This is a genomic window from Gluconobacter sp. P5B12 (assembly GCF_018812035.1).
Classification (GTDB): Bacteria; Pseudomonadota; Alphaproteobacteria; order Acetobacterales; family Acetobacteraceae; genus Gluconobacter.
In genome coordinates, this window is sequence record NZ_JACRVV010000003.1 from 211,006 (window position 1) to 223,299 (window position 12,294).

Annotated in this window: 12 protein-coding genes; 9 read left to right on the forward strand and 3 right to left on the reverse strand. The window is 57.1% G+C overall.

What is annotated here, in order from left to right; translation table 11 throughout:
* Positions 1 to 22: 22 nt before the first annotated feature.
* Positions 23 to 487, forward strand: a complete 465-nt coding sequence (locus KP702_RS07805; RefSeq protein ID WP_046901483.1) for an MlaD family protein — start codon at positions 23 to 25, stop codon at positions 485 to 487.
* Positions 488 to 493: 6 nt separating this feature from the next.
* On the opposite strand, the gene KP702_RS07810 is transcribed toward KP702_RS07805, so the two are convergent.
* Together KP702_RS07810 and KP702_RS07815 are read right to left on the reverse strand one after the other, a co-directional pair.
* Positions 494 to 1,558 carry an ATP-grasp domain-containing protein gene (locus tag KP702_RS07810; RefSeq protein ID WP_202207390.1) on the reverse strand — a complete coding sequence of 355 codons (1,065 nt, stop codon included), beginning with the start codon at positions 1,556 to 1,558 and terminating at the stop codon, positions 494 to 496.
* A 4-nt stretch (positions 1,559 to 1,562) separates the two neighbouring features.
* Positions 1,563 to 2,129, reverse strand: coding sequence for a DedA family protein (locus tag KP702_RS07815; protein WP_064273192.1), 567 nt, complete (start codon positions 2,127 to 2,129; stop codon positions 1,563 to 1,565).
* Positions 2,130 to 2,309: 180 nt separating this feature from the next.
* Here KP702_RS07815 and KP702_RS07820 point away from each other — a divergent pair, with 180 nt between their 5' ends.
* From KP702_RS07820 to KP702_RS07855, 8 genes are read left to right on the forward strand one after another with little or no spacing between them, the layout of a single operon-like run.
* The gene (locus KP702_RS07820; RefSeq protein WP_202207603.1) at positions 2,310 to 3,293 is read left to right on the forward strand and encodes a lytic transglycosylase domain-containing protein; all 984 of its coding nucleotides are present in this window, start codon (positions 2,310 to 2,312) and stop codon (positions 3,291 to 3,293) included.
* Positions 3,280 to 4,137, forward strand: a complete 858-nt coding sequence (locus KP702_RS07825) for a septal ring lytic transglycosylase RlpA family protein (RefSeq protein WP_202207391.1) — start codon at positions 3,280 to 3,282, stop codon at positions 4,135 to 4,137. Before KP702_RS07820 ends, KP702_RS07825 begins: the two co-directional genes overlap by 14 nt.
* Entirely contained in the window at positions 4,134 to 5,411 is a 1,278-nt protein-coding gene (locus KP702_RS07830; protein ID WP_202207392.1) for a D-alanyl-D-alanine carboxypeptidase family protein, read from the forward strand. Before KP702_RS07825 ends, KP702_RS07830 begins: the two co-directional genes overlap by 4 nt.
* Complete coding sequence (tmk, locus tag KP702_RS07835) at positions 5,395 to 6,060, forward strand: dTMP kinase (RefSeq protein ID WP_202207393.1); 666 nt, start codon at positions 5,395 to 5,397, stop codon at positions 6,058 to 6,060. The genes KP702_RS07830 and tmk overlap by 17 nt, the downstream gene beginning before the upstream one ends.
* Positions 6,057 to 6,980 carry a DNA polymerase III subunit delta' gene (locus tag KP702_RS07840; protein ID WP_202207394.1) on the forward strand — a complete coding sequence of 308 codons (924 nt, stop codon included), beginning with the start codon at positions 6,057 to 6,059 and terminating at the stop codon, positions 6,978 to 6,980. Before tmk ends, KP702_RS07840 begins: the two co-directional genes overlap by 4 nt.
* A gap of 29 nt (positions 6,981 to 7,009) precedes the next feature.
* Positions 7,010 to 8,548 (forward strand): methionine--tRNA ligase, encoded by a 1,539-nt coding sequence (metG, locus tag KP702_RS07845; protein ID WP_202207395.1) that lies wholly within the window; start codon positions 7,010 to 7,012, stop codon positions 8,546 to 8,548.
* On the forward strand, positions 8,545 to 9,330 hold the full coding sequence (locus tag KP702_RS07850) for a TatD family hydrolase (RefSeq protein WP_202207396.1): 786 nt from the start codon (positions 8,545 to 8,547) through the stop codon (positions 9,328 to 9,330). The genes metG and KP702_RS07850 overlap by 4 nt, the downstream gene beginning before the upstream one ends.
* Positions 9,327 to 10,118, forward strand: a complete 792-nt coding sequence (locus tag KP702_RS07855; protein WP_046901492.1) for an MBL fold metallo-hydrolase — start codon at positions 9,327 to 9,329, stop codon at positions 10,116 to 10,118. Before KP702_RS07850 ends, KP702_RS07855 begins: the two co-directional genes overlap by 4 nt.
* 38 nt (positions 10,119 to 10,156) lie before the next feature.
* Here KP702_RS07855 and KP702_RS07860 read toward each other — a convergent pair whose 3' ends face one another.
* Positions 10,157 to 11,785: a porin gene (locus tag KP702_RS07860; RefSeq protein WP_202207397.1), complete on the reverse strand. Its 1,629-nt coding sequence runs from the start codon at positions 11,783 to 11,785 to the stop codon at positions 10,157 to 10,159.
* Positions 11,786 to 12,294 lie beyond the last annotated feature (509 nt).

Here is a 12,294-nt window from a genome sequence, read left to right on the forward strand (position 1 = left end):
TTTTTGAAAGTTGAGGCACCACATGAAGGCAGGATACAGCGGGCGCGGTGGCGCCATTCTGGCAAGCGGTCTTGTCCTTCTCGTTGCCGGGGCTTTTCTTGTTTATGGCGGTGAGCTTCGTAAGGGGCCGGTTCAGCACAGCATCGTCATGCATGCGCAGTTCAATTCAGCGAATGGCTTAAAAGCTGGCGCTGATGTTGATCTCGCCGGGGTGACGGTGGGGCGTGTCCAGTCGATCAGCCTCAACCCACAGACCCAGATGGCTGACGTGACGTTTTCCGTTGATCAGCAGCTCAATCTTCCGGTTGATACGGCTGTCGGTATTGGTGCGCCGAGCATGACGGCTGATAACGCGCTTCAGATTGAACCGGGGAAAGACCCTAAGACGCTGTCTGCTGGCGGGGTCATCAAGGACACCCGCGACCAGCTTTCGCTGGAGCAGCAGGTCAGCAACTATATCTTTGGCGGTGGTAAACTCGGGAACTGAGTTCTCTCAGTCGTTCATTGGATAGGACGCCAGCAGACGGCGCTGTTTGCGCCAGGAGTGCAGCATTCCGAAAGCGCCTGATGTCTTCCATCCACGCGCCTTGTTGGCAGCGCCGATGAGGAAGGTCTGGTGATAGTGTGAGAACTGTGCCCGATACGCTTCCCACAGGGTCGTACGTCGGTCCCAGATATGGATTGCTTCGGAGCCGACACCATTAATTTCGATAATGCGAAGGCCTTCTCCGCGCTGCAACGCTTCAACCGACGGAACCTTCACGTCTACACGGCCGAAATAGAAGTCCGGAACGTCTTTCATGATGGCGTCCAGGCGCGCGGTCAGCTCTGGGGTGGTATCAGCCCGGCCATCGCGAAAGACAGACCCTTTGCAATGATTGCCTGCAAACACGAGGGGTAGAACTTCCCCTTCTGCCAGAACGGACTTTTCCCGACCTGCCAGACGCGGAAGATAGATTTGCGGAACCTGACCCATGCGAGGATCACTCATGATAAGTTCCTCGATGGTGGAATGTCCGTCGCCAGTGAGAACCGGGGCTTCCTTGTATGTTACCGACGTGATGCGGCCTTGCGGTTGATCGGGATGGCGGATGTAAAACAGGCCGGCTTCGACGGGATAGTCGATGAGTTCCTGCACCATCAGGTCAACGTCGTTCGGGAACTGAGGGAGAACGCTTTCGAGTTGCTCCCGGGAGCGGACGAGTTTCACGCCTGTTCCGTTGCAGCCAATATCGGGTTTGACCACTACCGGAAATGACAGCTCCTTCCGTTCCATCGCGGCCAGCGCACGATCCAACGCGCCAGCGCCACTCGCAAAAACAGCGTACGAGGCAATAGCCTCCTGGGCGATTGGGCCAGCCATGTCGAGAATGGAAGACTTGCTCTCTCCGCAAAGACCACCGGTCTCGATGCGCGGATTGGCGGCCGTCGGAATGCTGAGGTCCCGGTATTTTAGGCCCATTGCGATCCAGTACAGGACGATGGGCGTGTAAAAGATGGAACCGGGCCAGAACTCGAAAAGCGAGAGGGGATTTTGTTCAGTCTCTGTCTTGGACATTCGGTTACTGGCTCACGGTCTGGATACGGGCGATCAGGCGCCCGACAACAACAATACACAGAACAAATCCCGCCAGTCCGGCCCAGCGCCAGCCGCCCTGATGCGCCAGAAGCCAGCCGCCAATGCGCATGGCCAGCAGAAACAGCAGTGTTGTCCACACAAGGGTGGCGAGCACTGCTGTCAGGGCAAAGCGCAGGAACGGTGCGTGGAAGAAGCCGCAGGCAGTATAGAGCGGGAGGCGCGCGCCGGGCACGAAGCGGGAGATGGCGACGATGCGGATGACGTTCTTGGAAAACCAGTCCTGCGTCCGTTCCTGCTTGGGAAGCGTCAGGAAGCGGCGAAGACGGGGCCAGCGTGCACCAGCGGCGCCAAGGCCATATAGCCCGAGATCGCCGATTGCGACGCCAAACCAGAGGGCACCCAGGGCCAGGGCGATGCTGACATGCCCCGCACGTGCAGCCACTCCGGAAAGAACGGTTGCCACGTCTTCGAGGATAAAGGTCCCCACAATGATGCTGACTGCTTTCAGCCAGGCAGGCTGTGACGCCAGGGCGGGGCCAATGGCTATCATGCCGCGGGATGTTCCATGATCATGGAACGTTGATGTCGCATGTCAGCGCGCTGGCGACAATCTCACGCCGGGCGTTTTGACCGGAGAATGCTCGAAAGGTTTTGCGGAAGACTGGTAGGGAGCATCACAGGTTGCTAGCGTGCGCTTCAAATGAACCACCCTCTGGGGGCTGATATTCCCGTGCTTAAAAGACGTCATCTTCTTGCTGCCTTTTCCTCTGTTGCCGGAGCGGCTGCGATGGGGATCCGCTCTGCTGAAGCTCAGGACTACGGTGCATTTCTCGCCGGTGTCCGATCGCAGGCACTGGCGCAGGGGCTTTCTTCCAGCATCGTCTCTCGTGCTCTGGCTTTGACGCGAGAGCCCAATGCCAAAGTTCTTAAGCTCGATCGGCATCAGCCGGAGTTCACCCTGACATGGGCGCAGTATCGTGATCGCGTGCTGCCGGAGTCGCGTTTTCAGAAGGGCCGGACTGTCTATTCGGGCGTAGAAAGCGTGATGGCACCCGTCAGTGAGCGCTTTGGATGTGACGATCGGGGCGTGATGGGGATCTGGGGTCTCGAGTCGGGTTTTGGTGCGCATACCGGCACTTTCTCTGTCGTGGATGCCCTTGCGACTCTGGCATTCGATGGTCGTCGTTCCACGTTCTTTCGTGGGGAGTTGATGAAGGCCCTCCAGATCCTGAATGATGGCGATATCGCACCGGAAGCCATGATGGGCAGCTATGCCGGTGCCATGGGGCAGGCTCAGTTTATGCCGAGCGCGTATCTGCGGTATGCGGCTGATGGTGATGGAGACGGCAAGCGTAATATCTGGACGTCTCAGCCCGATGTGTTTGCGTCTATCGCGAACTATCTCGGGAAATGCGGTTGGCAGCCTTACGAGCCATGGGGACAGGAAGTCACACTGGCCAGCGCATTGGACAAAAGTGAGATTGGCCGGACCAATACCAAGTCACTGGCAGAGTGGATGTCTCGCGGCGTGCGGCGGGCAGATGGCGCGCGTTTCTCCCGTACGGACGTAAAAGGCGCGATTGTGCAGCCAGATGGTCCGGGAACGCAGGCCTTCATGGTTTACCATAATTTCAACGTGATCCGTCGTTACAATCCATCTGATTATTACGCGCTGGGCGTAGGTCTTCTGGGAACTGGCATTGTTTCTCCGTAATTTTGCGCCACTTCTGGCGTTCTTGCCCCTGGTCGGGGCGTGTCATCAGGATGATGAGCCCGCTATTGCGTCGCATCCCCACTATGAACTGGGGAATGCATGGCACGGCCCGCAGGGTTGGTTTTATCCCAATGAGCAGTTCGACTATCGGGCAACGGGTCTGGCGACACGTGAGGTGCCGTTACATGGGCAACTGGCTTCTGACGGAGAGGTTTGGTCATCGGGTGGAATGACCGGATCACACCAAACCCTTCAACTGCCGTCGATCGTGACGGTCCGAAATCTGTTGAATGGGCGGGTGGTTCGGATCCGGCTGACCCGGCGGGGGCCGGAAAGTGCAGGGCGCGTTGTCGCGTTGTCTCCAAAGGCCGCAGATCTGCTGGGCATGACGTCTGATACGCCTGTTGAGATTGTTGAAGACGAAACCGCGAGCCGTTCCGTTATGGAGGGACTGACGGGTGCGCCGCATCTGGACGTCCAGTCTGCTCCGGTCGGGGAAGTTCGCGCAGAGTCGCTTGATGGTGGCGCTTCGAAAAAAGTCTATGGCAGCGACTCGTCTGTGGGAGGCCAACCGTCTGCAGCGCTCACGCCGTTACCTGTAACGTGGTCTCAGGGGATGACAGGTCCGCAGGGGCTATATGTTCTTCTTGGAAAATTTTCCGGGCATGGAGCCGCCGCGAGTGTGGCTGTGCGCTGTTCCGGCGAGGTTCAGCGTGTGCCAGATGGAGCAGGGCTGGACTGGCGCGTAAGGTCCGGACCCTATACCGATACCGCCCAGGCCGATGCGGCACTGGACCGGACCCATGCGTGCGGGGTAGAGGGCGCGCGGATCATTGTGGAATGACGGCCGTGACAAAGGCCGAACAACTGGGGACGAACGTGCGGACTAGACGCTCTCTTTTCGGTGGTGTTGCGGGCTTTGCAGCCTGTGCTTCTTTTGGCGGGCCGCTGAGTGCGCTGGCACGCCCGCACCATCATGCCGCAGCTCATGCAAAAGCCGCTGCCGCCGCTTCTGATGTTCCGGCTGCTCCGGTTGGGACGCCTGCCAATACGCCGATTGGTCCGTTCGATACCGTTGCGCGCTGGGCATACATTGTGGATTCCAGCACGGGTGCAGTTTTGCTGGATAAATCTGCAGATGAGCGGATGGCACCGTCGTCCCTGACGAAAATGATGACGGCCTATATCGTGTTCGGCATGCTGGCGACCGGGCGTCTGCACCTGGAGCAGGGGCTTCCGGTCAGTGAAAAAGCCTGGCGGACGCAGGGCTCCAAGATGTTCGTGCCGCTGGGCGAGAGCGTACTTGTCTCTGAACTGATCCAAGGCATGGTCATTCAGTCAGGCAATGACGCCTGCGTTGTGCTCGCAGAAGGGATCGCCGGCTCTGAAGAGCGTTTCGTCGCCATGATGAACGAAGAAGCTCCTAAGATCGGGCTGACGAATTCGCACTTCATGAACGTGACCGGTCTGCCTGCTGAAGGGCACTACATGTCCGCGCATGACGTCGCGACCGTGGCCATGCACCTGATCCGTGACTTCCCGCAATATTACCATTTCTTCGGTGAGACGGAATTCACGTTCAACAAGATCCGTCAGGGCAACCGTAACGTTCTGGTCGACAAGGGACTGGCTGATGGCCTGAAGACGGGCCACACCGATGCGGGTGGGTTTGGTCTCTGTGCCAGCTCCAGCCGGAACGGAAATCGCGTGATTGTCGTGATTAACGGGACAGCGTCCAGCAATGAGCGCGCGCATGAAGGTGAACGCCTTATGTCGTGGGCGTTTGCAAACTTCGAAAATGCCACGTTGTTCCGCAAGGGGCAGGTTGTGGATCATGCACCGGTCTGGATGGGTGAACACAAGGCTGTACCGCTTGTCGCGGGTGCTGACATTGTGATGACCATGCCGGTGGGCTGGCAGCAGCGCTCCCATATTGCTGTGGATTATGCGTCACCAGTGCTTGCACCGGTCGTTGAAGGTCAGGCCTGTGGCGCGATCGTAATTTCAGCGCCGGGCATGGGTGATATTCGTGTGCCGCTTCAGGCTGGTGCATCCGTTGCAAAACTCGGACTGGTTGGACGTGCGATGGCGCGCCTTGGTCATGGCCCTGCAAATTAAAAACGGTTTGTTCGTTACGCTGGAAGGTGGCGAGGGCGCGGGGAAATCCACGCAGGCGCGCCTTCTGGCAGACCATATTCGTGGGCTAGGGTACGAAGCCATTCTGACGCGTGAACCGGGCGGAACGCCGGGCGCGGAGGCAATCCGGCATCTTCTGCTGTTCGGAGAAGAAGAGCTGTCCTGGCGGGCAGAGGTGCTGGCACATATGGCAGCCCGTTGTGACCATCTGGATAACCTCATTCTTCCGGCTCTTCAGCGCGGCGCTGTTGTAGTTTGTGATCGCTTTCATGACTCGACGCTGGCTTATCAGGGCTATGGTGTTGGGCGCGGATCAACGGAACGTCTGGACTTCATTACTGGCGCACGACGTCTTGTTGGGCGAGAGCCTGATCTGACCTTGCTGCTTGAACTCCCACGCGAACAGGCGCTGGAGCGGCTGGAAAGTCGCGGAGGTCGGACAGACCGATACGAAGGACAGGCTGAGGCTTTTCATCAGCGTGTCCTTTCTGGTTTCGACGCAATTGCCAAGGCAGAACCGGAGCGCGTGAAGCGTATTAACGCTGGCCGCACTCCTGAAGCTGTCAGCCGATCCCTCCTGAATGCTGTGTCGGAGAAGCTCGGTCATACGGCGTGCGCGTCTGACGCGTGACGGATCCACGGCACACATTCGACCTGCGAGGCCACGAAGCGGCTGAAGAGACGTTTCGTGCTGCCCTTGCATCTGGGCGATTACATCATGCATGGCTGATTTCCGGCCCCGCCGGGATTGGAAAGGCGACGCTCGCGTTCCGGCTGGCGCGGATACTGCTGAATGGAGAAGATCCAGCCTCTGCATCCGCACGGCGTATTACGGCTGGGACGCATGGAGACCTTTTGGAAATCTCTCGTGCTGTGGACGAGAAAAAGGGTCGTTTGCGGGGAGAAATCACGGCTGCAGATGTGCGGCCGGTGCAATCCTTCCTGCACCACACAGCCACGGAAGGTGGCTGGCGTGTCGTGATCGTGGACGGCGCGGAATATCTGAACCGTTTTGCAGCAAATGCGCTCCTGAAAATTCTGGAAGAGCCGCCCCCGAAAGCTATCCTGCTGCTGACAACCGCGTCTCCGGGACGGCTACTTCCGACCATCCGCAGCAGATGTCGCGCGTTTGCCCTTTCGCCTCTGCCTGACGCGGATATGCGCATGCTGGTTCCGGATGTTCCGGAGGATGTTCTTGCGCGGGCTCATGGTTCTCCAGGGCGCGCATTGTTTCTTGCTCAGGATCGGGATGGAGCGATTGCTGCGTTTGTGGCGGAAATACTGGCGGGGAAGACGCTTACGGCTGATATGCTTCCTCTCATTGACCGGATTGCCCGTGAGACGGAAGGTTTCGCATTGCTCTGTGATTTGCTAGGCGAGGGACTGGCAGACCGTGCACGCTCGGCAGCACGACGTGGCGACCTGCCTGTTGCTGATTCTTCTGCCCGTCAGTGTTCGGAACTTGATACACTGAGGCGGCAGACAGACGGTTTTAATCTGGACAAGGCCCAGGCCATCCGTCAGGCAGTGGAACTCGCTGCCGGAACGTGAATGGCTCAGGCATGACAAGACGAGTGGACATGACGCGGCGCTTCACCATTACAACTCCGATTTTCTACGTGAACGGCGCTCCGCATATCGGGCATGCCTATACGTCCATCGCGGCTGACGTTCTGGCCCGTTTCCATCGCCTGAATGGTGAAGATGTCCTGTTCGTCAGCGGCACGGATGAGCACGGCCAGAAGGTCGAGCAGACCGCGACCGCTCAGGGCATGGACACGCAGGCCTATGCCGACAAGATTTCTGCGTCTTTCCGCCAGATGCAGCAAGACATGGCGATCTCCACGGATGAGTTCATCCGTACGACGGATGAGCGCCACAAGGTTGCTGCAAGTGCGCTGTGGGAAAAAGTTGCGGCCAATGGTCACATCTATCTCGGCGCGTATGAAGGCTGGTACTCCACACGCGATGAAGCGTTCATCGGTGAAGATGAGCTGGTCAAGAAGCCGGATGGCACGATGGTTGCTCCATCCGGTGCGCCAGTAGAGCGCGTCAAGGAGCCGTCCTACTTCTTTAAACTGTCCGAGTTTCAGGACCGTCTGCTGAAGCTGTATGAAGACAATCCCGAGTTTATTGGTCCGCATGGACCGCGTCGGGAAATCGAGAGCTTCGTGAAGCAGGGGCTGAGGGATCTTTCCGTCAGTCGCACCAGCTTCAAATGGGGTATTCCGGTTCCGAACGATCCGGATCACGTCATGTATGTCTGGTTCGATGCGCTCGCCAACTATCTGACGGCTGTGGGCTACCCGGATCTGAATGATCCGCGTGCGAAGTTCTGGCCGACAGATTTGCATATTGTTGGCAAGGAAATCGCACGCTTCCATTGCGTGTACTGGCCCGCGTTCCTGATGGCTGCTGGCATTGAACTGCCGAAAAGCGTCTTCGCCCATGGCTGGTGGACAGTCGAAGGCGAGAAGATGAGCAAGTCTCTCGGCAACGTTCTGGACCCGAAGGCGCTGGCTGATGAGTTCGGTCTGGATGCGCTGCGGTTCTTCCTGATGCGAGAAGTGCCGTTTGGTGGTGATTCAAACTTCAGCCGTCGTTCGATGATTACGCGCACAAACGTCGAACTGGCGAACGATCTCGGCAATCTGTGTCAGCGGACGCTGAGCCTCGTGGCGCGCAATCTTGGTGGCGTTGTCCCGGAACGCGGGCCACAGACGGAAGACGATCTGGCCATTCTGGCCACGGCGCAGCTGCTGCCGTCTCTGATGAGCGAGCAGATCGAGCGCAAAGCCATTACGGACGCGCTTGAGGAAGTCTGGAAGATCATCCGTGCGGCCAATTCTTACATTGACCGTCAAGCTCCCTGGGCGCTGAAGAAGACTGATCCGGAGCGGATGGCGCATGTTCTGCGTGTGCTGCTGGACGTGATCCGTGCGATTGCGACGATGCTTCAGCCGTATATGCCCAACACGATGGACAAGATGCTGACCCAGCTTGGCGTGGAAGAGAACGAGCGCACATTCGCCGCTCTTGAAACGCCGCTTCCAGGTGGTCGCACATTGCCGAAGCCAGAAGGGCTGTTCCCGCGCTTCGTCGTCGAGGACGCAGAATGACGGGACTGATCGACAGTCATTGCCATCTTGATCGTCTGGATGATGTGCCTGCCGCGCTGGAGATCGCGCGGCAGTCTGGTCTGGCTGGTATGATTACGATCGGGACGCGCTTTTCACAGGCAGAGACCCAGATTGGTCTGACGCGCTTTGACGCGCCAGACCTTCGCGTCTGGTGTGCCATCGGCACGCATCCGGATCATGTGGGTGAAGAGCGTCTTCCTTCTGTGGAAGAGCTGGTTCAGAAAGCCGAACCATCCTGCGTGGTGGCCATTGGTGAGTCCGGGCTGGATTATTTTCACAGCGGAGATGAGGCGAAACCTGCGCAGCACGCTGCATTTCGCACGCATATTGCTGCGGCTCGTGAGACAGGTTTACCGGTCGTTATTCATACGCGACAGGCAGACGACGATACGATCGCGATTTTGCGCGAAGAAAGCGGGAAGGGTGCGTTTCCTTTTCTGATTCACTGCTTTGCTTCGGGACCCAAGCTTGCTGAGGCTGCGCTCGAACTCGGGGGCTATATCAGCTTCTCCGGGCTTCTGACGTTTCCAAAATGCCAGGAAATTCGGGACGTTGCGCGGATTGTCCCTGAGGATCGGTTGCTGGTTGAAACGGACAGTCCGTTTCTTGCGCCCGTTCCAAAGCGCGGTAAGCCGAATACGCCGGGATATGTGGCCCACACAGCTGCGCGAGTGGCGCAGGAGCGGGGGGTTTCTGCTGAAAAAATCGCGGATATCACCACCGAAAACGTACATCGTCTTTTTGCAAGGACACGCCTGTGAAAGTCACAATCCTTGGATGTGGAGGTTCTGCTGGCGTGCCAATGCTTGGTGGTCAGAACGGCTCACAAACGGGGATCTGGGGGCACTGTAATCCGCAGAACCCCAAGAACAGGCGTACGCGTTCTTCTATTGTGGTTGAAGGTGAGGGCGGGTTTCGGCTTCTGGTTGATTCCGGGCCGGACTTCCGCTCTCAAATGCTGAATTGTGGCCTGAGCCACATTGATGCAGTGCTCTATACGCACCCGCATAGTGACCACATTGCAGGGCTTGATGATCTGCGGGCCATCAACCGTGTAATTGACAAGCCACTTCCGCTTTTGGCTGCGCAAAGCACTTTGGAAGAGCTTCGGCAGCGGTTTGCCTATGCGTTTGCGCCTTGGAAAGGCCCGGATTTTTATCGTCCGGTTTTCAATGAGCAGGTCGTTACGGCTGGCGAAGACGTCGATTTTCCCGGTCTGGAAGGGCGTATTTTCGAGCAGCGTCATGGGCGGATCACGTCTCTAGGGCTGCGCTTTGGAAAATTTGCCTATTCCACGGATGTTGAAACATTGTCCGAAGACGCTCTGACGCTTCTGGATGGTGTGGATACGTGGGTTGTGGATTGCTTCCAGTATGAACCGCATCCAGCTCATGCCTGGCTGGAACGTGTGCTGGAATGGCGCACGAAAATCAGGGCAGGGCGCACAATCCTGACTCATATGGGCACAGATATGGATTACGATATTCTATGCCAGACACTGCCGCCGGATGTGCGTCCAGCTTATGATGGAATGGTTCTGACGTTCTGAAAAAACCGGGCAGGGTGGTCTGCCCGGTTTTTCTGGGCTCAGAAGGTGATCATCGCGCCGGCTGACATGGTGTGATCGCTCTCATGGTTCGGGCCATGAGCATCGGATTCCGTATGGGCATATTCACCCACGAGGAACATCCAGTCTGTCAGTGTGTAATAAAGTGCCCCGACTTCGGACTGATTGCGACGAACCAGCGATGGATTGTCTTCGCCCGTAGCCTGATAAAGATTGCTGACACCGTAGCTTCCAACCAGCTTCAGGCGTGGCAGAATCTTGTAGGAGGCCTGAACGTAATAGCCTTCCGAGTTTCGTTTACGGCCGGACTGGGAAATGCCGTCAAACAGCAGGCCGGTCGTGCCCAAACCATTACCGTAATAGTAATAAGCCACGCCTTCAAACGGTCCGCGGGAGAGCTTGACGCCAACATCGCCTGCAGCGACAGTCGCGCCTTTGCGGCTGTCTGTACCCAGGGTTGAGCTTGTCAGGTTCTGGACGTGCTGGGTCAGGAAGCTGGCCCAGAGACGTGTGGTGAAACCTGCAATTTTTGCGTCGTAGGTAACTTTACCCTGAACCATTGGCGAGCTGTGCTGGGTGCTTGTCGCAGACAATCCACCGCCAGCATAGTTGAACGGATCCAGTGGCGTCATGATGCCGACAGATCCCTGAAGACCATGCCATTTTGGGGAAATATAGGTGATCTGTGGGAGCCAGTCCGTGTAGACGTAACCTACACCGATGCGGCCCAAAGAGGTATTGGCCGGATTGGCATTGCTTCCCGTACTGCCGACACTCAGCAATGTTGCATCATTCAGAATGGCATCAGATGCGAACAGGGCGATGTCACGACCGATCTTGATCGTACCAAGTCTGTCGGTGCCAGCTGTCATGTACACCTGACGGAAATCAACGCCCGCTGTTCCGAGGCCCACGGGGCTGCCACCGGAGTTGGCGTTGAACGCGCCGACATCTGCGTTGTTCAGTCCCGGATACATTCCGAAGACCGCGCCAAGTTTGATGCCGTCCTGAACCGTATTTAGTTTCAGGATGAGGCCACCAGGAAGCAGGCCGTTTCTGACGGATGAGGAATCAAATCCACTGGAGCCGGTGGAGACGCCACCTGCAACGGGCTTGCCGCCACCAGGGCTGTTATACGTGTAGAAGCCGTTAACGAAGCCTGAGAGATTGATCTCGATCTGGCCAGCCTGAACAGTTACGCCTTTGCCTGCGACGTAAGGTTTGACGCGCACAACGCTATCTGGATCGTAGCTCGCGCGCGCCTGGCGGAGCATGGAACGTGTGTCACGTGCATCAGCCGCAGCTTCGCTTGCTGCACGACGTGCGGCCTGAGCGGCGGCGATGGTCGTGACATCGGGGGGCTCAAGGCTGCCATCATACTGAGTTGGATTGTAGCGGCGGTATCGGTTGCGTTTTGCCGGGGGGCTTGAGGTGCCATCCTGATTGGAGGATGCCTCGGATCGGCTGTGTCGCAGATGGTGTGCCAGAAGGCTGTTATATTCTCCGTGTGTCAGGCTGCCTTTGGCCCGAAGGATATCCAGAAGTTCGGTGTAATCATCGGCGTGTGCGGTTGCAGGAAGAACCGTGAGAGACCCAACAGAGAAAACGCAGCTCAGAAAAGCAATCTGGCGCAATGAAAGGCGTGGCATGCAACAACCGCTCCAGCGGAGGATCTGGTTCACGACAATGGGTTCGTGCACCAGAAGAATTGAACTTCGTTTCAGGTTAGCGCGAAAAATGACATTCTTCGCAACAAGTCATCGTGTATCACGGATATGTGAGTTTTCGGCTGTTTTTGATATATAAGTTGGCATAATATATATTATACGACATGCGTGTGAAGCAAAATATAAAAGCCTCTTCACGTTTTCAGACCGAGCATCTGAGACTGCAATTGGCTTATTTCCGACGATTTCTGTCTAATTTGACGTTTTTTTGCATTGAGCTGTGTAGCTTATGGCATTTTGCCACAGCTCCCGGTTTTTATGCTGTTTTGGGACATCATCAGCCGCAAATTGGCGATCAATGGCAAAATGCCATAAATATCGACCGTAAATCACTTATGGCATTTTGCCATTAACGTTATGGCCTCTTTACCGGTGCTCTGATTGGCTTCTACCCATGGTCTCTCCTCTCTTCACCCTGCGAGACCGTTTTG

Excerpts from the sequence above, each read along its gene's own strand:
- KP702_RS07850 (WP_202207396.1), top strand. The coding sequence starts at position 8,545 with ATGACGGGACTGATCGACAGTCATTGCCATCTTGATCGTCTGGATGAT.
- tmk (WP_202207393.1), top strand. The coding sequence starts at position 5,395 with ATGGCCCTGCAAATTAAAAACGGTTTGTTCGTTACGCTGGAAGGTGGC.
- KP702_RS07860 (WP_202207397.1), bottom strand. The coding sequence starts at position 11,785 with ATGCCACGCCTTTCATTGCGCCAGATTGCTTTTCTGAGCTGCGTTTTC.
- KP702_RS07810 (WP_202207390.1), bottom strand. The coding sequence starts at position 1,558 with ATGTCCAAGACAGAGACTGAACAAAATCCCCTCTCGCTTTTCGAGTTC.
- KP702_RS07815 (WP_064273192.1), bottom strand. The coding sequence starts at position 2,129 with ATGATAGCCATTGGCCCCGCCCTGGCGTCACAGCCTGCCTGGCTGAAA.
- metG (WP_202207395.1), top strand. The coding sequence starts at position 7,010 with ATGACGCGGCGCTTCACCATTACAACTCCGATTTTCTACGTGAACGGC.
- KP702_RS07805 (WP_046901483.1), top strand. The coding sequence starts at position 23 with ATGAAGGCAGGATACAGCGGGCGCGGTGGCGCCATTCTGGCAAGCGGT.
- KP702_RS07830 (WP_202207392.1), top strand. The coding sequence starts at position 4,134 with ATGACGGCCGTGACAAAGGCCGAACAACTGGGGACGAACGTGCGGACT.